The 21,623-nt window shown below is 61.4% G+C and carries 21 protein-coding genes; 9 read left to right on the top strand and 12 right to left on the bottom strand.

Annotated features, from left to right (window positions below):
* Positions 1 to 32 precede the first annotated feature (32 nt).
* The 3 genes from prs to lolB all read right to left on the bottom strand — a co-directional run bounded on the left by prs (position 33) and on the right by lolB (position 2,595).
* A complete protein-coding gene (gene prs, locus Q9R34_RS02155) occupies positions 33 to 980 on the bottom strand; it encodes a ribose-phosphate diphosphokinase (protein WP_006118899.1) in 948 nt (315 codons plus the stop codon).
* 137 nt (positions 981 to 1,117) lie between these two features.
* Positions 1,118 to 1,975, bottom strand: coding sequence for a 4-(cytidine 5'-diphospho)-2-C-methyl-D-erythritol kinase (ispE, locus tag Q9R34_RS02160; RefSeq protein WP_485892221.1), 858 nt, complete (start codon positions 1,973 to 1,975; stop codon positions 1,118 to 1,120).
* Positions 1,972 to 2,595, bottom strand: a complete 624-nt coding sequence (gene lolB, locus Q9R34_RS02165) for a lipoprotein insertase outer membrane protein LolB (protein ID WP_434125437.1) — start codon at positions 2,593 to 2,595, stop codon at positions 1,972 to 1,974. Before lolB ends, ispE begins: the two co-directional genes overlap by 4 nt.
* A 216-nt stretch (positions 2,596 to 2,811) precedes the next feature.
* Here lolB and hemA point away from each other — a divergent pair, with 216 nt between their 5' ends.
* From hemA to kdsA, 6 genes are read left to right on the top strand one after another with little or no spacing between them, the layout of a single operon-like run.
* The gene (gene hemA / locus Q9R34_RS02170) at positions 2,812 to 4,068 is read left to right on the top strand and encodes a glutamyl-tRNA reductase (RefSeq protein ID WP_485892223.1); all 1,257 of its coding nucleotides are present in this window, start codon (positions 2,812 to 2,814) and stop codon (positions 4,066 to 4,068) included.
* 43 nt (positions 4,069 to 4,111) lie between these two features.
* A complete protein-coding gene (gene prfA, locus Q9R34_RS02175; RefSeq protein ID WP_485892224.1) occupies positions 4,112 to 5,194 on the top strand; it encodes a peptide chain release factor 1 in 1,083 nt (360 codons plus the stop codon).
* A complete protein-coding gene (gene prmC, locus Q9R34_RS02180; protein WP_485892226.1) occupies positions 5,194 to 6,027 on the top strand; it encodes a peptide chain release factor N(5)-glutamine methyltransferase in 834 nt (277 codons plus the stop codon). The genes prfA and prmC overlap by 1 nt, the downstream gene beginning before the upstream one ends.
* Before the next feature lie 12 nt (positions 6,028 to 6,039).
* A complete protein-coding gene (locus Q9R34_RS02185; RefSeq protein ID WP_084881896.1) occupies positions 6,040 to 6,438 on the top strand; it encodes a SirB2 family protein in 399 nt (132 codons plus the stop codon).
* Positions 6,435 to 7,244 carry an invasion regulator SirB1 gene (gene sirB1, locus Q9R34_RS02190; protein ID WP_434125444.1) on the top strand — a complete coding sequence of 270 codons (810 nt, stop codon included), beginning with the start codon at positions 6,435 to 6,437 and terminating at the stop codon, positions 7,242 to 7,244. Before Q9R34_RS02185 ends, sirB1 begins: the two co-directional genes overlap by 4 nt.
* Before the next feature lie 26 nt (positions 7,245 to 7,270).
* Positions 7,271 to 8,125, top strand: a complete 855-nt coding sequence (gene kdsA / locus Q9R34_RS02195; protein WP_434125445.1) for a 3-deoxy-8-phosphooctulonate synthase — start codon at positions 7,271 to 7,273, stop codon at positions 8,123 to 8,125.
* A 65-nt stretch (positions 8,126 to 8,190) separates the two neighbouring features.
* Here kdsA and chaA read toward each other — a convergent pair whose 3' ends face one another.
* On the bottom strand, positions 8,191 to 9,282 hold the full coding sequence (gene chaA / locus Q9R34_RS02200) for a sodium-potassium/proton antiporter ChaA (RefSeq protein ID WP_485892229.1): 1,092 nt from the start codon (positions 9,280 to 9,282) through the stop codon (positions 8,191 to 8,193).
* A gap of 370 nt (positions 9,283 to 9,652) precedes the next feature.
* Here chaA and chaB point away from each other — a divergent pair, with 370 nt between their 5' ends.
* Positions 9,653 to 9,883, top strand: coding sequence for a putative cation transport regulator ChaB (gene chaB / locus Q9R34_RS02205; protein ID WP_485892230.1), 231 nt, complete (start codon positions 9,653 to 9,655; stop codon positions 9,881 to 9,883).
* Between the two features lie 189 nt (positions 9,884 to 10,072).
* Complete coding sequence (locus tag Q9R34_RS02210) at positions 10,073 to 10,750, top strand: gamma-glutamylcyclotransferase (protein ID WP_434125447.1); 678 nt, start codon at positions 10,073 to 10,075, stop codon at positions 10,748 to 10,750.
* Between the two features lie 43 nt (positions 10,751 to 10,793).
* Here the strand turns inward: Q9R34_RS02210 and Q9R34_RS02215 are convergent, their stop codons facing one another.
* The 8 genes from Q9R34_RS02215 to Q9R34_RS02250 all read right to left on the bottom strand — a co-directional run bounded on the left by Q9R34_RS02215 (position 10,794) and on the right by Q9R34_RS02250 (position 19,815).
* Entirely contained in the window at positions 10,794 to 12,242 is a 1,449-nt protein-coding gene (locus tag Q9R34_RS02215) for a serine/threonine protein kinase (RefSeq protein WP_485892232.1), read from the bottom strand.
* 44 nt (positions 12,243 to 12,286) lie between these two features.
* A complete protein-coding gene (locus Q9R34_RS02220; protein WP_485892234.1) occupies positions 12,287 to 13,240 on the bottom strand; it encodes a hypothetical protein in 954 nt (317 codons plus the stop codon).
* Positions 13,241 to 13,254: 14 nt separating this feature from the next.
* Positions 13,255 to 14,031 (bottom strand): PP2C family protein-serine/threonine phosphatase, encoded by a 777-nt coding sequence (locus Q9R34_RS02225; protein WP_485892236.1) that lies wholly within the window; start codon positions 14,029 to 14,031, stop codon positions 13,255 to 13,257.
* Positions 14,028 to 15,155 (bottom strand): type VI secretion system-associated FHA domain protein TagH, encoded by a 1,128-nt coding sequence (gene tagH, locus Q9R34_RS02230; protein ID WP_485892238.1) that lies wholly within the window; start codon positions 15,153 to 15,155, stop codon positions 14,028 to 14,030. The genes Q9R34_RS02225 and tagH overlap by 4 nt, the downstream gene beginning before the upstream one ends.
* 36 nt (positions 15,156 to 15,191) lie before the next feature.
* On the bottom strand, positions 15,192 to 15,890 hold the full coding sequence (tagF, locus tag Q9R34_RS02235) for a type VI secretion system-associated protein TagF (RefSeq protein WP_434125452.1): 699 nt from the start codon (positions 15,888 to 15,890) through the stop codon (positions 15,192 to 15,194).
* Between the two features lie 13 nt (positions 15,891 to 15,903).
* Positions 15,904 to 18,018: a type VI secretion system membrane subunit TssM gene (tssM, locus tag Q9R34_RS02240; protein WP_485892240.1), complete on the bottom strand. Its 2,115-nt coding sequence runs from the start codon at positions 18,016 to 18,018 to the stop codon at positions 15,904 to 15,906.
* On the bottom strand, positions 18,018 to 19,235 hold the full coding sequence (gene icmH, locus Q9R34_RS02245) for a type IVB secretion system protein IcmH/DotU (RefSeq protein WP_434125455.1): 1,218 nt from the start codon (positions 19,233 to 19,235) through the stop codon (positions 18,018 to 18,020). Before icmH ends, tssM begins: the two co-directional genes overlap by 1 nt.
* Positions 19,236 to 19,320: 85 nt before the next feature.
* Positions 19,321 to 19,815 (bottom strand): SH3 domain-containing protein, encoded by a 495-nt coding sequence (locus tag Q9R34_RS02250; protein ID WP_485892455.1) that lies wholly within the window; start codon positions 19,813 to 19,815, stop codon positions 19,321 to 19,323.
* A 497-nt stretch (positions 19,816 to 20,312) separates the two neighbouring features.
* Here Q9R34_RS02250 and Q9R34_RS02255 point away from each other — a divergent pair, with 497 nt between their 5' ends.
* Entirely contained in the window at positions 20,313 to 21,542 is a 1,230-nt protein-coding gene (locus Q9R34_RS02255) for a nitrate- and nitrite sensing domain-containing protein (RefSeq protein WP_485892242.1), read from the top strand.
* The last annotated feature ends 81 nt before the right edge of the window (positions 21,543 to 21,623 follow it).

Raw genomic sequence — 21,623 nt, forward strand, 5'->3', positions numbered from 1 at the left:
GGCGCCTGGCCCGGTTTTTTATTAGACGAAAATCAGTGCTCGAACATCGCCGAGATAGACTCTTCGTTGCTGATACGGCGGATCGCTTCAGCCAGCATGCCGGAGAGCGTCAGGGTACGCACGTTCGGCAGCGACTTCATCTCTTCAGAAAGCGGGATGGTGTCGCAGACGATGACCTGATCGATCACCGATTTACGCAGATTCTCCACTGCGTTGCCGGAGAAAATCGGGTGGGTCGCGTAGGCGAAGACGCGTTTCGCGCCGCGCTCTTTCAACGCTTCCGCCGCTTTGCACAGCGTGCCGCCGGTGTCGATCATATCGTCGACCAGCACGCAGTCGCGGCCCGCCACGTCACCGATGATGTGCATCACCTGAGAAACGTTCGCGCGCGGACGACGTTTGTCGATGATAGCCATATCGGTATCGTTGAGCAGCTTGGCAATCGCGCGAGCACGCACGACGCCGCCGATGTCCGGGGAAACCACAATCGGGTTTTCCAGACCAATTTGCAGCATGTCTTCCAGCAGGATTGGGCTGCCGAAAACGTTATCAACCGGGACGTCAAAGAAGCCCTGGATTTGCTCGGCGTGAAGATCGACCGTCAGAACGCGATCGACGCCAACGCTGGAAAGGAAATCCGCGACCACTTTAGCGGTAATCGGCACGCGAGCGGAGCGCACGCGGCGATCCTGGCGGGCATAGCCGAAGTAGGGAATAACCGCGGTAATACGACCAGCAGAAGCTCGACGCAGCGCGTCGACCATCACAACCAGTTCCATCAGATTATCATTGGTGGGAGCACAGGTGGACTGGATGATGAAAATATCACCACCGCGTACATTTTCATTGATTTGTACACTCACTTCGCCATCGCTGAAACGGCCCACTGCGGCGTCTCCGAGGCTGGTGTAAAGGCGGTTGGCAATACGTTGTGCTAGTTCCGGGGTGGCGTTACCAGCAAATAGCTTCATATCAGGCACGAGAAGAACCTCAGGCTTGGCGTCCAGAGAATGAACGACGTTACGGTAACCGGCGCATACCGTAGCGCATGTTCATACGGGTGTGTTAATGCACAGCGTGCAGCGTCTGGAACAGGGTGACACTGTCACACATGCGCTTACAGCCCGGAAAGGGTGCGATGCAGAGGCGAGACGTTAACGCCTCGCGCGACAAATCCGCATACCCATTTCGGGGCGAGTTCCAGCACCTGACGAGCGGCTGACTCGGTGTCAAATTCGGCAAACACGCAAGCGCCAGTGCCAGTCAGGCGCGACGGCGCGTATTCTAGCAGCCAGGAAACAAGCTCATCAACCTCACGAAAACGTTTTCTTACCACTGCCTCACAATCATTGTGAAAGGGTGTCGATAAAAGCGCCGCCAGCGAACGCACCGGCGTATCGCGCGTAAGCTGCGGATCGTTAAACACCAGCGGCGTCGGCACGCTTACGCCGGGATGCGCCACCAGGTACCATTTTTCCGCCGGATCGGCGGGCTGGAGCTGCTCGCCGACGCCCTGCGCGAAAGCGGCGAAACCTCTGACGAACACCGGCACGTCCGCGCCAAGCTTAATCCCCAGCTCCGCCAGCGCCTCAAGAGAGAAACCGACTTCCCACAGGTGATTCAGCGCCACCAGCACGGTGGCGGCGTTCGAGGAGCCGCCGCCCAGCCCGCCGCCCATCGGCAGCCGCTTTTCAATGGCGATCTGCGCCCCGGCGTTGGCTGGCAGCCGCTGTTGCGCCTGCGCCGCCTGACGCAGCAGCATGGCCGCGCGAACAATCAGGTTGTCGTCATGGGCGACGCCGTCCACCGGCGTGGTCAGGCTAACGCGGCCGCTGCTGTCCGGCGTGATATGCAGGCTGTCGCCGTAGTCGAGAAACTGAAACAGCGTCTGCAGGTTATGGTAGCCGTCTGCGCGACGGCCGGTGATATAGAGAAACAGGTTGAGCTTTGCCGGTGCAGGCCAGGTGATGATCATTGCAGGGTCCAGCTATCCATACGCAGTTTGATGCGCTGATCGCCTTCACGCAGCTCAAGGTTCGCCGGCAGCGGCGGGGTGGATTTGCTGTCGTAATCCTGAATCGCCACCTGCCACTTCTGGCCGTTGCTGCTGTAGTTCAGGCTTTTAAGCTGATAGTTGCTGTTGAGCTGATAGTCGCTGGCGTCGCCCGGCAGGCCCATCATCCACTGACGCAGGTTGGCGAGCGGGATATCCATGCCGGTCAGCTGAGAGATCATCTTCTCCGCGTCGTTGCTGACGTAGCGTTTGCCTTTGTTATCCACGATCTGTACGGTGTCGCCTTGCGCGTCGAGCTGCAGCTCGGTGCTGCCGAGCGGGTTGGTCAGCAGCAGGCGATAGCGGTCCGGGGCGGTCTGCTGCCAGTTAAAGCGCGCGTAGACTTTCTGCTTGTCGGAAAGATAGGCGAAGGCGCCGCGTGTCTGGTAGTGCGTGACTTTCGCCACCTCCTGCTGATGCTGCTGCCACTGCGGCGCGGTCGTGCTCGGGCCTGGGCCCTGCGGCTGATTAACGGCGCAGGCGGTGAGCAGAACGCTCGCCAGCGGCAAAAGGCGCAGCATAGTGCGTGGGGAACAGGTCATCACGTGGTCATCTCCTCGGACACGTTTTTAATTCGTAACGGTTAACGCTAGCGATCCGCTTATAAACCGTCAATGGTGATAAGAGTAAAATTGCGCACGATCAGTTTAATCTTATTACAGTCATAGCCTTTGTATGGCTTTTCATGATCTGCCGCATCTTGTAGAATGCGCATCACAAAACCCTGACATTATTGGGACATCCCAACTTTTATCGCCATGACGCTGCTCGCTCTCGGAATCAATCATAAAACTGCACCTGTCGCGCTGCGCGAACGCGTCGCGTTCGGGCCGGACGTGCTGGAACAGGCGCTCGACAGCCTGCTTTCCCAGCCGATGGTGCAGAGCGGCGTCGTTCTCTCTACCTGCAACCGCACTGAACTCTATCTGAGCGTAGAGCAGCAGGCGGATCTGCAGGAGCGCCTGGTGCGCTGGCTGTGTGACTATCACCATCTCAATGAAGAGGACGTGCGTCAAAGTCTCTACTGGCATCAGGACAACGCGGCGGTCAGCCATTTAATGCGCGTAGCCAGCGGCCTCGACTCGCTGGTGCTGGGCGAACCGCAAATTCTCGGCCAGGTGAAAAAAGCCTTCGCCGACTCGCAGCGCGGCCATGCGCTGAGCAGCGAGCTGGAGCGGATGTTCCAGAAAACCTTCTCGGTCGCCAAACGCGTGCGCACCGAAACGGAAATCGGCGCCAGCGCGGTGTCGGTCGCCTTTGCCGCCTGTACGCTGGCGCGCCAGATCTTCGAGTCCCTCTCGACTGTCAACGTGCTGCTGGTCGGCGCGGGCGAAACCATTGAGCTGGTAGCGCGCCACCTGCGCGAGCATAACGTGCAGAAGCTGATCATCGCCAACCGCACGCGCGAGCGCGCCGAGCGGCTGGCGGAAGAGGTCGGCGCGGAAGTGATCGGCCTCGGCGACATCGACGCGCGTCTCGCCGACGCCGATATCGTCATCTCCTCCACCGCCAGCCCGCTGCCGATTATCGGCAAAGGGATGATGGAGCGCGCGCTGAAAGCGCGCCGCAACAAACCGGTGCTGCTGGTGGATATCGCCGTGCCGCGCGACGTCGAGCCGGAAGTGGGCAAGCTGCCTAACGCTTATCTCTACAGCGTCGACGACCTGCAGGCGATCATCGAGCAGAATATGGCGCAGCGCAAAGCCGCGGCCGTACAGGCCGAAAGCATCGTGGCGGAGGAGAGCGGCGAATTTATGTCCTGGCTGCGCGCCCAGAGCGCGGTCGAGACGATTCGCGAATACCGCTCTCAGGCGGAAAGCGTGCGCGCCGATCTCGAATCGCGCGCGCTGGCCGCGCTGCAGCAGGGCGCCGATCCGCAGAAAGTCCTGCTGGAGCTGGCGCACAAGCTGACTAACCGTTTAATTCACGCACCAACCAAATCCCTGCAGCAGGCCGCCCGCGACGGCGACACTGAACGCCTGCAATTGCTTCGCGACAGCCTTGGTCTCGAGTAGACTCCTGGGCTGTTGCCCTCTGTGACGAGAATCCCATCACGACATGAAAACCTCTATTGTTGCCAAACTGGAAGCGCTGCAGGAGCGCCACGAAGAAGTGGAAGCGATGCTCGGCGACGCCAGCGTTATCGCCGATCAGGACCGCTTCCGCGCGCTCTCGCGTGAATATGCGCAGTTAACCGACGTGACCCAATGTTTCCGCGCGTGGCAGCAGACGCAGGAAGATATCGACACCGCCCAGATGATGCTGGACGATGCTGAGATGCGCGATATGGCGCAGGAAGAGCTGCAGCAGGCACGCGCCGAGAGCGAGCGGCTGGAGCAGCAGCTGCAGGTGCTGCTGCTGCCGAAAGATCCCGACGACGAGCGCGCCTGCTTTATCGAAGTGCGCGCCGGCACCGGCGGCGACGAGGCGGCGATCTTCGCCGGCGACCTGTTCCGCATGTACAGCCGCTACGCTGAAGCCCGCCGCTGGCGCGTGGAGATCGTCAGCGCCAACGAGGGCGAGCACGGCGGTTATAAAGAGGTCATCGCCCGCGTCACCGGCGAAGGCGCCTATGGCCGCCTGAAGTTTGAATCGGGCGGCCACCGCGTGCAGCGCGTGCCGGAAACCGAGTCCCAGGGGCGTATCCATACCTCGGCCTGTACCGTGGCGGTGATGCCGGAGGTGCCGGAAGCGGAGCTGCCGGAGATCAATCCCTCCGACCTGAAGATCGACACCTTCCGCTCGTCCGGCGCGGGCGGCCAGCACGTCAACACCACCGACTCCGCCATCCGCATCACCCACCTGCCGACCGGCATCGTGGTGGAGTGTCAGGATGAGCGTTCGCAGCACAAAAACAAAGCCAAAGCGCTGGCGGTGCTGGGCGCGCGCATTCGCGCCGCGGAGATGGCGAAGCGCCACGAAGCGGAGGCGAGCACGCGCCGCAACCTGCTGGGCAGCGGCGACCGCTCCGATCGTATCCGCACCTATAACTTCCCGCAGGGCCGCGTGACCGATCACCGCATCAACCTGACCATCTATCGCCTTGACGAAACCATGGAAGGCAAGCTGGACAACCTGATTGAGCCGATTGTGCAGGAGCATCAGGCCGATCAGCTGGCCGCGCTGGCTGGTCAGGAGTAATGGCGTTTCAGGACTGGCTGAAAAAGGCTGTCGCCGCGCTACAGGGCGGCGACAGCCCGAAGCGCGACGCGGAGATCCTGCTGGGGCACGTCACCGGCAAATCGCGCAGCTGGCTGGTGGCGTTTGGCGAGACTGAGCTGCTGCCTGAACAGCTGACGCAGCTCGACGCGCTGCTGGCGCGGCGCGTGCGCGGCGAGCCGGTGGCGCACCTCATTGGCGAGCGCGAATTCTGGTCGCTGCCGCTGCGCGTCTCCGACGCGACGCTGATCCCGCGTCCCGATACCGAAGCGCTGGTTGAGCAGGCGCTGGCGCGTCTGCCCGCCGCACCGTCGCGCATTCTCGACCTCGGCACCGGCACCGGCGCCATCGCGCTGGCGCTGGCGAGCGAACGGCCCGACTGCGAGGTGCTGGGCGTCGATCGCATTGAGGCCGCCGTGGCGCTGGCGCAAAGCAACGCCGAGCGGCTGGCGATCCCCAACGCCGCGTTCGCCGTGAGCCACTGGTTCGACGCGCTGCACGCTTCGCGCTTCGACCTGATCGTCAGCAATCCTCCCTATATCGACGCGTGCGACCAGCATCTCTCGCAGGGCGACGTGCGCTTCGAACCGCGCAGTGCGCTGGTGGCCGACGAGGCGGGGCTGGCGGATCTGCGCCTGCTTATTACCCAGGCGCCGCAGTGGCTGGCGCCCGGCGGCTGGCTGCTGTTGGAGCATGGCTGGCAGCAGGACGCGGCGGTGCGCGCGCTGATGCAGCAGCACAATTTTCTTCAGGTCGCGACCGTAAATGACTACGGCGGCAATCCGCGCGTCACGCTCGGTCGCATTCCCTCTTAAAAAGGACGTTCCATGGCCGCTTACTACCCGCTTATCAAGCAACTGCATCTGCTGACGGTGTTTATCAGCATTGCGCTTTTTATTGTGCGTTTTTACTGGCTGCGCAGCGGCTCGGCGCTGCTGCAGCGGCGCTGGGTGCGCATTACGCCACACGTTAACGACACCTTTTTACTGCTGACCGGCGTGCTGCTGGTGATGATTACCCACTTTTACCCGTTCTCGCCGCAAGGAAGCTGGCTGACGGAGAAGCTTTTAGGCGTTATTATCTACATCGCCTTAGGTTCCGTGGCGTTGAGTCGTCGCCCGCGCACCAGCCGTACGCGCTGGATCGCTTTCCTGGTCGCGCTGGTCGCGCTGGTGACAGTGATTAAGCTGGCGGTGACCAAAATGCCGTTATTGGGGATAGTATGACCTCCACAGAGCAATTAGATTTTAGCCAGACGCCGCTGTGTGAAGCGGTGATTGGCGCTACCCGCGCGATTCGCGCCGATTTTCCCGCCTCGTCCGTGCAGGAGCAGCTGGCGACGCTGGTGGCAGAAGCGCGCCGCTATGTGAGCAGCGAACAGGACGCCGACATGCAGCTGGAGAAGCTGCTGGAACTTTTCTACCGCCAGTGGGGCTTCGGTGGCGCCAGCGGCATCTATAACCTTTCCGACGCGCTGTGGCTGGATAAAGTGCTCAAGACGCGTCAGGGCACCGCGGTGTCGCTGGGCGTGATCCTGCTGCATATCGCGCAGGCGCTCGATATTCCGCTGATGCCGGTTATTTTCCCCACGCAGCTGATTTTGCGCGCTGACTGGATCGACGGCGAGATGTGGTTGATCAACCCGTTCAACGGCGAGACGCTGGATACCCATACGCTGGAAGTGTGGCTAAAGGGCAACATCAGCCCCACGGCGAAGCTCTACGACGACGATCTGGAAGAGGCGAAGACCGTGAGCGTGATGCGCAAGATGCTCGACACCATGAAGTCGGCGCTGATGGAGGAGAAGCAGATGGAGCTGGCGCTGGGCGTGAGTCAGGTGCTGCTGCAGATCGATCCGGACGACCCGTACGAGATCCGCGATCGCGGTTTGATCTACGCGCAGCTGGAGTGCGATCACATTGCGCTAAACGATTTAACCTATTTCGTTGAGCAGTGTCCCGAGGATCCGGTCAGCGAAATGATCAAAGTACAAATTCACGCAATTGAACAGAAACAGGTGACGCTGCACTAAGCGCACCACACCATTAAGGAAAGGGCATGACTCAGAAAGTCGTCACTATTGGTGATATCAAGGTCGCTAACGATCTGCCATTTGTGCTGTTTGGCGGCATGAACGTGCTGGAATCGCACGATCTCGCCATGCGTATTTGCGAGCACTACGTGAAGGTCACCGACAAGCTTGGCATTCCGTACGTGTTCAAGGCCTCTTTTGACAAGGCGAACCGCTCCTCCATCAAATCTTATCGCGGTCCCGGCCTCGAAGAAGGCATGAAGATTTTCCAGGCGCTGAAGCAGGCGTTCGGCGTGAAGATCATTACCGACGTGCACGAGGCGTCGCAGGCGCAGCCGGTGGCTGACGTGGTGGACGTGATCCAGCTGCCCGCCTTCCTGGCGCGTCAGACCGACCTGGTAGAAGCGATGGCGAAGACCGGCGCGGTAATCAACGTGAAGAAGCCGCAGTTCGTCAGCCCGGGCCAGATGGGCAATATCGTGGATAAGTTCGCCGAAGGCGGCAACGATAAGGTGATCCTGTGCGATCGCGGCAGCAACTTCGGCTATGACAATCTGGTCGTCGATATGCTCGGCTTTAACGTAATGAAGAAAGTCACCAACAACAGCCCGGTGATTTTCGACGTGACCCACGCGCTGCAGACGCGCGACCCGTTCGGCGCCGCTTCCGGCGGTCGTCGTGCCCAGGTGGGCGAACTGGCGCGCGCCGGTATGGCAGTCGGTATCGCCGGTCTGTTTATTGAGGCGCATCCGGATCCGGATCACGCGAAGTGCGATGGCCCGTCCGCGCTGCCGCTGGATAAGCTGGAGCCGTTCCTGGTGCAGATGAAGGCGATTGACGACCTGGTGAAGAGCTTCCCGGAGCTGGATACCAGCAAGTAACTGGCGCTTCAGGCGGCCAAATAAAAAAGAGCGATGTGAATCGCTCTTTTTTTTTCGTCTCTTGTTCAGAGCATGATCGTCATCAGATAGCCGGCGAAAATCGCCAGGTGCGCGGCGCCGTTCAGCACGTTGGTGCGCCCGGTTGAAAACGAAATATGACACAGGATCAGCGCCGCTGACATCATCACCATCTGCGGCGGCTCAAGGCCGAACACCAGCTGCTGGTCGGTGAGGGTGGCGATAATGGTCACCGCCGGCACGGTCAGCGAGATAGTCGCCAGCACCGAGCCGAAAAAGAGGTTCATGGCGCGCTGCACCTGATTCATCAGCACCGCCTTGAGCGCCCCCAGTCCTTCCGGCGAGAGGATCAGCAGCGCCACCAGAAAGCCGGTGAACTGTGCGGGCGCATTAAACTCCGACAGCAGATGCTCCAGCGTATTGGCGTTCATCTTGGTAACGCTGATGACCGCAATCAGATGGACGATCAGCCAGGCGGTGTGCCAGATGCTGCTGTGGGCCGAGGGCTTGCCGTGGTGCGGGTCGCCATCGTCGCTGTCGTCTTCATGCTCGTAAACAAACAGGCTCTGGTGAGTGCGCGTCTGAATCAGCAGAAAAACCCCATACATCGCCGCCGAAATCGCCGCGATCAGCAGCGCCTGCGTGGTGGTAAAGTTACCGCCCGGCAGCGCGTTGGGGAACACCAGCACCAGGATTGCCAGCGGAAAGATGGCGATCAGATACTGCTTTACCCCGGCAAGATTCACATACTGTGTGGCGAACTTGCGCCCGCCCAGCAGCAGCGAGAACCCCACCAGCCCGCCGGTGACGATCATAATGATAGAGTAGAGCGTGTCACGCATCAGCGCCGGTGCGGCATCGCCCGTGGCCATCAGCGCGGAGATCAGGCTGACCTCAAGGATAACCACTGACAGGCTGAGGATCAGCGAGCCGTAAGGCTCGCCCAGCCGATGCGCCAGCACGTCGGCATGGCGCACCACGCTAAAGGCGCTGCTGAGGATCGCGACCAGCGCCAGCAGATTGATGCCGATAACCGCGGGCAGGGAATGTTGCCCGCCAAAGAAAAAGAGTACGCCCAGGGCGGCGAGGGGAAGTATCAGCGAAAACTCTTTGTGACGTGTTTTTTCATGTGTGGTCATTCACCATCCTCTTCAGAGAAATGCCTCAGCGAAACCCAACGGGGCTTCACAAAATAGTAGAGCGTTTATTACCCCTTAGAGTATAACTTTTCACTATTTAGCCTGGGTGAAATTTACCGGTTTTTACTTTTACGCAAATATGTTCTCACCTTGTCAAAACCCATTATCAACATCGTTTATCGCTTTCTATTCATTATATTAACTTTATTAGCCAGGCAAAAATGTCGCTGGTAATCGCCAGTTAGAGCGGCGATAGCCTTGTCTTTTATGTGCTTCGGCCATTTTTTCAGAAAGGACGCGCTGAATAACAAGGTTGTAATTTTTTCGCCATACGCCAGGCTTAAAGCGGGCCCTTAATGGAGGAAATGCAATGCCTTACAAAAATCGTGAAGCGCTGCCGGATAACGTGAAACATGTTTTGCCGCCGCACGCGCAGGAGATCTATCAGAAGGCGTTCAACAGCGCCTGGGATCAGTACAAAGACAAAGATGATCGACGCGGCGACGAGTCTCAGGAAGAGGTGGCGCATAAAGTTGCCTGGTCAGCGGTGAAAAAAGAGTATGAAAAAGGGGACGATGATAAGTGGCACCCCAAAAAGTAGCCATGAACAGCGGGCCGGCGCAGCTGGCCTGATGCGACGGTTTTTTAATTTCTCGTCTTGACGCGGCCTTGAAAGCGGTGCGGAAAATGCATACTGTCAGTGCAGGCTGGGACTCAAGATTGTCGCCCGCCAGCCGATTTTTATAAGGGAGCCCGTCGGACAGGACGTTAAAGAAGTCAGGAGGTCGCATTGTTAACCCGAGAATTTTTACTAAAAGCCGACTGCAAAACCTCATTCGGCGATATTGAGGAATCGCTGCTCTGGAGCTGTGAGCAGCGCGCCGCGTCGCTGGCGGCCACGCTCGCCTGCCGTCCCGACCAGAGCCCGGTCTGGATCTTCGGCTATGGATCGCTGATGTGGAATCCGGTTTTTGAAGCGGACGAGGTCGCCTCCGGCACGCTGAACGGCTGGCACCGCGCCTTCTGCCTGCGTCTGATCGCCGGACGCGGCACCTCGTCCCATCCTGGCCGGATGCTGGCGCTGAAAGAGGGCGGCTCGACCAGCGGCCTGGCGTTTCGCCTGCCGGAGACGCGCCTGCATGAAGAGCTGGAGCTGCTGTGGAAGCGCGAGATGATTACCGGCTGCTATCTGCCGACCTGGTGCGAGTTAACCCTGGAGGATGGGCGCAGCGTCACCGCGCTGGCCTTTATTATGGATCCGCGCCATCCGCTCTATGAATCGGACTCCTGTCCTGAGGCGATCGCGCCGCTGATTGCCGCGGCGAGCGGCCCGCTGGGCAGCAACGCGCAGTATCTTTTTTCGCTTGAGCAGGAGCTGGCGAAGCGCGGCATGGAGGAGGAGAGTTTAAGCCGTCTGGCGCACCAGGTACGCGCGCTGCAGGCGGGCGTTCGCTGCGCACAGGGCTAAAGGAGAGGGCTCGCGGCGTGCTCATCCACGCCGCGAGAGCGCGCTAGTTCCCCGGATTCAGCAGCCAGGTGCCCGGCTTGTCAATCACCAGCGACTGCGCGCGCATGCTGGTGCCCGAATGCACCTCAATACGATACTGACCCGCCGCCAGGTTGAGCGCGGCGAAACCGTTGCTGCCGGTTTTCACCTCCACCGGCTGGCCGTTGAGCACCACGTTGGCGCCGCGCTCCAGCTTGAGGTAGACCGTCGCCAGCGCCGCGGGCGTCGCGGGCGGCGCGCTGTTCACGACGGGGTTCTGCGCCACCGCAGGCGTCGCGTTTTCCGGCGTCGCGTCGCGCCTGTTGGCCAGCCAGGTGACCACCACGACCGCCAGCAGCGCCGCGGCCGCCAGCGCCACCAGTCCAGGCGACAGGCGGCGCACGTTGCGCGGCGTGACCGGTTCGACGCTGGGTGAGGCGTGATTCACCGCCATCACCACCGGCGCCGGCGTCACGACGGCTTCCTCTTCGACCACGGGCGCTGGCGCGGGCGCTACAGCGACCGGCGGCGGCTCGGGCGCGGGCTGCAGGCTATTGACCACCGCCTCGACGTCGCTGACGGGCAGATCGATAAGCGCTGCAAAGGCGTCAATCGACTGCGGGCGATCGACTGGCTTCATCGCCAGCGCGCAGTCCACCGCATGCAGCAGCGGCAGGGAATAGCCGGGCGGCTGGCGTTCGACCAGCGGCTGGTAGTTATCCTCAATGCAGCGCACCACGCTCACCGGCGGCGGATTGCCGGTGATCAGACTGTGCAGCACCGCGCCGAGGGCGTAAATATCGGTCCACGGCCCCTGTTCGTTTTCACCCTCTTCGCTGTACTGCTCAATCGGCGCGAAGCCGGGCTTGAGCATAATCTCGGTTTCATCCGACAGATTGCCGATCTCTTTACGCGCCGAGCCGAAGTCGAGCAGCACCGGCAGCTGGTTTTCCTGGATCTGAATATTATCCAGCGAAATATCGCGATGCAGATAGCCGGCCTGATGGATAGTGCTGATGGCACCGAACAGCGGCGGCAGCAGGCGACGAATCCAGGCCTCGCTCAACGCATCCGGGCTGGTCTGCTGCCACTCTTTCAGCGTCATGCCGCTGTAGTAGAGCGTGCCCATATAGGCGGTACCGTTCTGCTCCCAGAAACGCAGCACGTGCAGCAGGCCGGGATGGTTGAAGCGCGCCAGCAGACGCGCCTCCTGCATAAAGCTGGCCAGGCCGGCGTTAAACAGCTTTTGATAGCGCTCGCCGCGCAGCTCCAGCGACAGATCCTCAGCGCGCACCGCCAGCGACACCGGCATATACTCTTTAATGGCGATGGTGCGTTCAAGCTGATGATCCCAGGCGCGGTAAACGATGCCAAACCCGCCGCCGCCAATCACTTCCTTGATTTCAAACTCGTTAAATCGGTATCCCGCCGGGAGCGCGTTGGGCACCGCTTTCTGATTATCATTTGCCGACATAGTGAACTCTCTGAACACCGCCTGGCAGCCAGGCTGCGCTGTAATTAATTGATGTTACGCCACGCACCTATCGCCGGATCAACCAGGTCGGCGTGCAGGGTGTCGATCAGTAACACATTCACTTTTTGCTGTGGCATAAACTGCGGTCCCCAAAGACCACGCAACGTTTCCACCCGCGATTTCACGGCGTCCGGATCCTGCTGCGCCGTGTTTTTGTCCATTTTCACCAGCAGCGTGCCGTTAAAGCGCCAGATGTGGCTCGCCTCGTCGAACGGCAGCACCAGCCAGCTGTCCGCCGCATCGGCACGCGTCACGATCATGCGCTCTCTGTTCACCGCCACCACCTGCAGCGAGTTGCCGGAGATTTGCAGGTTTGCGACGGGGTAGCCCTGATAAAAGGTGACCGGCAGCGGCGTACTGGTGCCCTTGCTGGTTAACGTTAATGCGCTTTTGCCTTCCAGCCAGCCGTCGTGGGGGCACTGCGCCCGCGCGACGTCGGGAATAAACAGCGACTGGCCGTCGGCGTCCCACCAGGTGCGGAAGCGACAGCCGCCGGGCAGATCGAAATGCTGCAGCGGCGCGCCGTTGGCCGGACGCGACAGATCCAGCGGCGCCGCGTTGGCGGCGCTGGCGCTGGCGGTCGCGTCGGCCATCACAATCGGCCGCCAGTTTTGCAGCTTGCTGGCGCTGCCGCTGGCCAGCACGCCGCCCTCTTTATTGGTCATCTGCCAGGGCAGCTCGTCCAGCGTGCCGCACTGATTGGCCAGCAGCGTGCCAACGCGCGGCAAAAACGTCGTCAGCACGGCGGAATCGGTGCTTTTGCCCGAAACAATGCGCAGCGGCAGCGACTCTTTGCACCAGTCGTCGGGCGCTTTGCTTTTCACGCCGTCGATAAAAACCTCCAGCGCCAGGCTGGGGGAGTAGACCACGCGATAATCTTCGGCCTGCGCGCTGAAAGCGATAAGTAGGGACGCAATGCCGGACAACCACAATTTCATAAGGATCCTTGGTATCAGTCGCGGGGCGGCAGAAAACGTGCCGAATCCGCCGCAGAATAAAGCAACGTGGCGTCCTGAGGTTCGCCGATCCACACAGAGAGCGCGCTGAGATTGTCCTTTTTCACGCTGCGGCTGACCGCTTTTTCCATCAGCGCCAGCCACTCTTCGCAGGCGTTCACCATGCGCAGCGCCTGCTCCATCTCTCTGGTCGTCAGGTTAAGCCAGAAACCGTCGGTGCAAACCAGAAAGGCGTCGCCATCCTCCAGCGCCAGCTCGGCGGAGAAGGTCACGGGACGCGCCGGATCCGCGCCGAGCGCATTATAAAGTAAATTACTGTTAATGCCGGTATTTTCATAGCCCGCATCCTTTAACTGCTGCGCCAGACTGTGATCGCGCGTGACGTCGAACAGCGTGCCGTGGCGAAAGTGGTAGACCCGGCTGTCGCCGGCGTGCGCCCACCAGGCGCGCCGCTGCAGGCGATCGATAAACAGCGCCGCCAGCGTGGTGCTCATGCGGGAGAAACCGGGCTGCTGCGTCTGCGCCTCGCGCAGGGCCGCGCGGCAGCGTTCAATCGCCGCGTGCGTGTTTTCCGGCGTCAGCTGCGGCTGGTCGCGCAGATCGGCGAGCAGGGTATCGCGCACCAGCTGTGCGGCACGTTCGCCGCCCGCCAGGCCCGCCACGCCGTCGCAAACCACGAAGCAGGCTTTCTCGTCGGTGATCTCCGCGCCGGTGCGGTCCTGGTTCTCATCGCGCAGCCCCTGCTGGCAGCGGCTGGCAAAGACTATTTTCATGCGTCATCCGTCCGGGTCTGCGAATCTTTATACTGGTTTACTTCCACATCGTAGGCGTGCAGAAAGGCTTCGCCGAACAGGGTGTGGAAGTCATCTTCAATCTCGCCGGCAGTGCGCTGATAGTCGCGCGTAAAATAGTCCCAGAGCGCGGCTTTGCGGGCGACAGAGAAGGGGAGTTTGGGCAGCACGCCCTCGCTGCGCGCCTGCTCTTCCAGACGCTGCGGGTTAAACGACTGCAGCATGGCGGCGATAATGGCGCGAATACCGGCGATCATGCCGAGCTGATGCGCCTGCAGATCCACCAGCGCGTCGCGCACCGCCTGCTCCGGCTGCATAAAACCGGGCATCTGGCTCTGGTACATCTGCATCAGCACAGTTTTGCCGGAGGGAAGGATCTTAAAGGGGTTGTTCGCCTCGTTCAGGATCATCGTCATATCCGCCTTGACGCCGCGCTTCAGGATCTGGCGCGACGACAGCAGTGCGACCGTACCCTGCGAGAAGAGGCTCAGCATTCGCCCTGTGACGCGCATCTGCTCTTCGTCAATCGGCGTGGCGTGGCCATTATTCAGCCCCATCCCCTCCAGCAGCGCAGCGATCAGCTTCTCCTGATCCTGTAAAGCGATGCCGGTCGGACGCGGCGCCTCACTCTTTTGCGGATCGATCGCCAGCCGGGCGTCGCTGTGGCGCGGCAAAGCAGAAGGCGCAGAGAGGATGCTCTCGGTGGGTTCGACCTCAAACATGCCCAGCGGATCGCCCTCAGTCTGCAGCTCGCTGACGAACAGCGCCAGCGGATCGTCCTTTGCCGCGTCGGCGCGCGCCGGATCCTGCACGGCAAGCTGATATTCGCCAATTTGCAGCGCGTCGCCATGGTGCAGCTGAACCTGACTTCCCCGCTCGAGCGCGACGCCGTTGTGCACCACCGCGGTCACGCTGCCCTGGTTGGTCAGGCGGCACTCGCCCTCGGCGGACAGGTGCACCAGCGCCTGCAGGCGCGAAATCGCGCGCGATTCATCCGGCAATACCAGATCGTTATCCTGGCTACGGCCGATGGTGCCGCCGGGCGGCTGAAACGCCACGGTTTTTACCGGAACATCCGTATTGCACTGCACAATGGTAAATTGCATGAGTCATCCCGTGTCTGATGGGCAAACGCAAGGCCGTTATTCGAACATCGGCGGATAGAGGCCGTTACGTCCCGGCTGAGTACCTGCCGCCGGGTTGAAAAGTAATAAAAACAGTTGCGCCGTCAGGTTGCCGCTGTGCTTGTGGGTCGCGTGGGCGAAGCCGTCGCAGCGGTTGGTCCACCAGTAGCTGATATGCTGCTGGGGATCGAAACGCTCCGCCACCTCACGCCAGCTCAGGGTGCAGGGCAGATCGTTAAAGCCGATAACGTCCATAATGTCGGAGCGCTGCTTCTCCGGCACCAGCAGCGGCGGCATCGCCTGCACCTGCTGCTCCAGCTGGTCGGGGGCGATCTGCACCTGTACCGCCTGGTAGAGCGTGGCGCCTAAGTCCTGAAACCAGTCGCCGGAAATCGCGAGCTGCGCCGGATGCCACTGGCTGAGCGGAAAGGTGCGCAGCGCCAGCAGCGGCCAGGCGCGGCCTACGCGATCGCATGAGGGCATCAGGCAGCCCATCTGCACCTGCTGCACGCCCGGCGTGATCGGCAGCACAAAGTTCCATACCGGCGCCTGCAAAAACCAGCTGGTGGCCGCCTGCTCCTGGCTGTGCCAGTGCATCAGCCCCTGCTGAAACCAGTGGGTCCAGGGCGCGATATGTTTCTCGCTCAACCGGTGACGAAGGAAATCGCCGGTTGAGGGGAGCTTCCCGTACCAGCCGGGGGCAAGGATCGCAGCCATACTCACCTCATCATTACTCGCTATGCGCGGTCAATCGCTGCGCGTCCGCCGTCGGCGCCACGGCCAGCGCGCTGCCTTCGCGACCCGCATTTTTAAGATTTTCCGCAAGCTTGCGCATCATCAGCGCATTGTCGCGCGCATAGGGCGAAGACTGAATCTGCTGATCCAGCAGCTGGCTGAGGTGCCAGTCGAGCTGCTGCAAATCGCGCGCGCTGACATTCTCCGGCAGCGAACGCTGCAAATTCTGCATCAGCCAGGCGCGTAGAAATTCACCGTCGTAGTTGCGCGGCTGATAGAGCATCTGGTAGGCGCGCAGCGCGTTGCGGCTGTACTCATTGTCGTCGCCCTTGTCGTTTCGCAGCAGATTAGTGATCTGCTGCGCGACGCGCGGTAATAGCAAAGACTTTAGCGCATTTTGATAAAGCGCCCAGGCGGCATCGCTGACCTGGGTGCCGCGATAAAGCCCAGCGCGCATGGTAACTGGCGGATTATCCAGAGAAAAGTGGTCAGAGAGCGGCAGTTTCACCAGGTTGTTCAAAAAGGGAAGCAGATCAAAAATATTATCAGCTGGCTGATGAATGACCTGCTGGCTCTGGGTGGCGATGACCGGTACGCGCTCCGCCACCTGGCTGAGGTAGCGCTGGTTCTGGAAAAAGCTGATCAGCCAGAGTCCCGAGGCGATGGTGAGCGCGCCCGCCAGCACGCCGTAGCCGATCCAGTGGAACAGCTGATTACGGTGCTCCCAGTGACGGTTGCTGCCGGCAAGGCCGCTTTCGCGGAATACCAGGTCGCTGAGCAGATCGCGGATAAAAAAGCTCTGGCCTTTGTTGCCGGGGATCGGGCTGTTGCGGTTGACGCTGTCCCACGCGGCAATGGTCTGGCCGCCCGCCTGTGGCAGCTGCAGCCTGCGGCTCAACTCGCCCATGATACGGTCGAAGGGCAGGCCTTCCTGGGTGCCGCTGGTAAAGAAGAGCCCGCGGGCGCTCCAGGCGATCGACGCCTGCTGGTCGGAGAACACCACGTCGAGATACTCGCTCAGCAGCGGGCGCAGCGAGGCGAACTCCTGCGGAAAAAGAAAACAGTCGGCGCGCTGGCTGAGATCGCGCTCCTGCGCCATCTTGTGGCTGAGCTGCTGCTGAAGCTGGCGCTCCAGTCGGTGGAACTGCTGATCAAAGCTGCGGTGCCAGTCATCTTTATGTGGCCTGCCTGGCTCCCAGGGAAAGGTAAAGCCCCAGATGGCGTCGCGCTGGCGCTTCTCCAGCGCGCCGAAATAGCCCATAAAGCCTTTCAGCAGATCGGTTTTGGTCACCATCACGTAGACCGGAAAGTGAATGCCGGTCTGCTGGTGCAGCTCGCTCAGGCGATTGCGCATGGCGCTCGCCTGGGCATAGCGCGCCTCGGCCGATTCGCTCAGCAGATCCGCCACGCTGAGGGTCATAATCACGCCGTTAATCGGCTGGCGCGTGCGGTAGCGCTTCAGCAAATTGATAAAGCTGTGCCACTCGCCGGCATCGCGCGCGCGCTGGCTCTCCTGCAGGGTATAGCGTCCGGCGGTGTCAATCAGCACCGCCTGGTCGGTAAACCACCAGTCGCAGTGGCGGGTGCCGCCTACGCCACGAATCGCGGTCTTGCCGACGCTGTCGGTCAGGGGAAAGTCGAGCCCGGCGTTGAGCAGCGCGGTGGTTTTGCCCGCGCCGGGCGCGCCGATCACCAGATACCACGGCAGCTGATAGAGATAGCTCGACTGCATGCCCGCCAGCCAGCGGCTGCTGCTTTTGCGGCTAAGAGGCATGCGTTTTAGCTGCATCACCGCCTCGCTGAAGCGCTGGGTGAGCAGCTCCTCGGTCGCCTGGCGATCGGAGAGATCCTCCGCGCCCGCCTGCTGCAGGTTATTGAGCAGCTTGCTGTTGAACCAGGCGCGATAGAGCGAAGGGATAAACTGAAACAAAATCCAGATAAAAAAGAGCAGGCCCACCGTCAGCTGGCGCGGCAGCGCCTGCTCCAGCGGGCGAGTCTCTCCCCAGCTCCAGAAGGGGCCGAGGATCCAGACGAGACAGCTCAGCGCCGTCACGCCGATAAAGCTCCACAGCAGGCGATGAGTGAGAACAGGGCGTAAGGATGCGCGCATTACTGGGTTCCCTGATGATTACTGAGCGTTTCCGGCGCGGCGAAGAGCGTAATTTCGACGCGGCGGTTGCGAGTGCGGTTTTCGTTGCTGTCGTTGGGCAGCAGGGGATCGCTGTCGCCGCGTCCCTCTGAGCGGATCGCATGACCGTCGGCAAGCTGCGACTGCAGCAGTTGGGTCACGGCGCGGGCGCGGGCGAACGAGAATTCATAGCTGGAGGCGAAGCGACTGTTGTCCACCGGGCGATTGTCGGTGAACACCGAGACCAGCACCGTGCCTTTGACGTTCTTCATCGCCGTGGCGACGCGGGCCAGCAAGGCGCGTCCGACCGGATTGATGGCGGTGCCCTGTTCGGCGAACAGCTTGTCGGCGGGAATAATGACCTTGCTGCCGAACGCGCCGTCGCTGACTTCAAGCTGGCCAGCGGCGATAACGTCGTTAAGGCGCTGCCGCAAATCGAGCAGCGCCTGCGGCGAAGAGGGGCGGCGTCCGACGGTGATCTGCGGCAGCGGCGTCTGATAAATGGCGCGCAGCAGCGGTTCAGCGTCGTTGCCGAGCCGCCAGTTGAGCGCGCTGTAGAGCAGGCAGGCGAGCAGCGCGGCGACGGTCGCGCAGGCCCAGAGCGGGATCATCGGGCGCGAGATGCTGCTGACCAGCGGGTGCACCTCGACCAGCGGCCTGGCGCTCTCGCGCTGCGGCTGGCGCGTCTCCTCAATCAGCTTCGCGAGGCGCTTGCGAATGGCGTCGCACTGCACTCGTCCGCTGTCGCTGCCGCGATAGCGGCCTTCGTAGCCGAGCAGCAGGCAGTAGTGCACCACCTCCAGCAGCCAGAGGTGCTGAGTCGGGCTCTGCGAAATGCGCGACAGCAGCTGGAAAAATTTTTCGCCGCCCCAGCTTTCGTTGTGAAAGGTGACCAGCATGCCGTTGCCGGACCAGACGCCGCGCGTGCCCCAGGGGGTTTGCGCCGCGGCCTCATCCAGCGCGCTGCAGAGGCAGTAGCGCGCGCCGATAATCATCTCGAACGGCAGCCCCGCCTGCTTGCAGCGCTGCTCGAACTGGCGGATTTCATCAATCAGCGACTGACGCAGGCCGGCGGGATCGTCGTGCGTCACCGCCTGGCGAAGCTGCACCACGGCGTTCAACAGCGGCGCCGCAGCCTGCAGTAAAAGATTATCGTTGCCCGAGGTGTTCGCCTCTGCGGCCTGCGATTCCTGAGTCATTAACGGGGATTCTTCCAGACAAGAACAGATCCCTGAGTGGCGAGCTCAGGGATGACAAACTGGCAATATGCGCCGGATTTCATTATCAGTCTAAGATCCAGGTCGCGGTATCGTTGGTGCGGCACGCTTTGCTGGCGCCGCCGACATCCACGCAGACCTGCTTATTTTTACCGCGCGGACGCGGGCGATCGCTGCGCAGCGTGGCGTCGTAGCGGCTGCTCTCTACGCCCGCCTTCAGCGGAACATAGCCGATCAGCGGGCCGTCAGCCTGGTCGGCGATCGCCAGCCAGTGGTTTTCGACGCTGCCCAGCACTTCAAACGGCTTGCCGGTTTCCAGATAGCGCAACACTTTGCCGCCGTAGTCGGGCGTGGTCATCACCGACGCCGCATAGAGCGCGCGCCAGGTCTCATTCACCGGGGTAAATTCGGCAGGCGCGACGACCGCATGACGATGCACCAACTTGACGCCATTGACCTCGCTGGTGACCAGCGTGTCATCGGTGACAGGCGGCGGTGGCGCTTTACAGCCCGCCAGGGTCAATGTCGCCAGCAGCATTAACGCAAGACTCTTTTTCACCATGTTCCTCGATTTCATCAGAGTAACTGCATAATACGTCGCCATCGTCACGCTGGTGACGACCCGCAACCTGCATCATGCCTTCACAGCATCAGCTAAAAAAACAGACAAATTACATCAGGATAGTACCGCATCCAGTCTACCTAAGACTTTTGAGATTTCAAACCATTGCGCTGTCGCTAAAGCCATGCTAGCCAGCCTGTCGCGCAGCGCGTAAAGATGCCGAAAAAGGTCGCTGGGTGGTTCAGTTAAGCGAAATTTACGAATGAATGACGTAACGTGATGAATTATGAGCACGCTATTTTGACATGCGCCACCGGGAATAGGAAATTATTAAATTTTTTTAATTGCTTTAGCGCGCTGTGGCAACCTTGCCCGCTTTTGAGCGCCCGCGCTTTTCAGAATATCCGGGTGAGCGCGATCGCCCTTATTTCATAAACCGGCACGCCTTTTGCTTTGTTTTGCCCCAATAAGACGACGCAGAGTAGAAGGTGATCCCTATGACCGACGCGCTGGCATACCTCCAGGCATCGCGCGACAGCGACATCGCCAGCCTGCAACGGCTGCTGCATACCGGCCAGCTGATTGCGGCGCTGAGCGAGCTGATCCATCAGCTTCAGCGCGAGCGCGGCGCCAGCAATATCTGGATCTGCTCGCAGGGGCGGCTGTTTGCCCAGGAGCGCCTGGCGCGCGAGAACGAGGTGAGCACGGCGATCCGACGCTTTACCCGGGCGCTGCCGCCCGCCGCCGCCCATCCCGGCGACAGCCGCTTCTGCAACCTGATCGCCGCCGCGCTGCAGGCGCTGGCGGCGCTGCCTGGCCTGCGCGCGCAGATGCTGGCGGGCGAGCGCGATCAGGCGCAGTCGATGCAGGCGTTCAACCAGGTGATCCGCACTCTGCTGAACCTGGTGTTCGAGGCGGCGGATACCGCCAGCCATCCCGACATTTCCCGCGCGCTGATTGCGCTGTTCAGCTTTATGCAGGGCAAAGAGCTGGCGGGACAGGAGCGCGCCACCGGATCGGCAGGCTTCGCCGCTGGCCGCTTCAGCGCAGAGCAGCGTCAGCGCATGGTGGCGCTGATCGCGGCGCAGGAGCAAAGTTTCGCCACCTTCAGCCAGTTTGCCGACGCCGACGCGCTGGCCCGCTGGCATCCGCTGGCGTCCGCCAGCCGGGAGGTGGAGCGACTGCGGCGCATCGCCTGCACGCTTGGCCAGGCGGAGGAGTCGGGCACGCTGCGCTGGTTCTCGCTGCTGAGCGCCCGCATCGATCAGATGAAAAAGCTGGAGGATCACCTGACCGCCACGCTGATGGCGCGCTGCCGGAAGAGCATTCAGGCGGCGCAGAGCGAAGCCGCACAGCCCATGCTGGCGGCGGACCAGAGCTTCAGCCTCTATATCGCCGGCGCCGACTGGCTGCCGGAAGAGCAGACCCGGCTGCACAGCGACGGCCTGGCGCACCAGCTTGGCCGCTCGGTGCTGTCGCTGGTGCGCGAGCAGGCGCAGCGTCTGCAGCGTCAGGCGGATGAGCTGGCCACCATGCGTGCCAGCTTAGAAGAGCGACGGGTGATCGATCAGGCGAAGGCCTGGCTGATGCAGCAGCACGGCTACGGCGAACAGGCGGCGTGGCAGGCGCTGCGCAAAAGCGCCATGAACCAGAACAAACGCATTATCGACATCGCGCAGGCGGTGCTGGCGGTGGCCGCAATGGCGCAGCCGCCCGCGTCGCAGTGAGCGTCGCGGCGCGGCTACCTCTCAGGAGGTAGATGCACAACCGCTGTGCGCAGGCTGCCTTAGCAAAGTGCATTCCTTCCG

It is taken from the genome of Enterobacter sp. BRE11, from assembly GCF_031844285.1.
GTDB lineage: Bacteria > Pseudomonadota > Gammaproteobacteria > Enterobacterales > Enterobacteriaceae > Pantoea.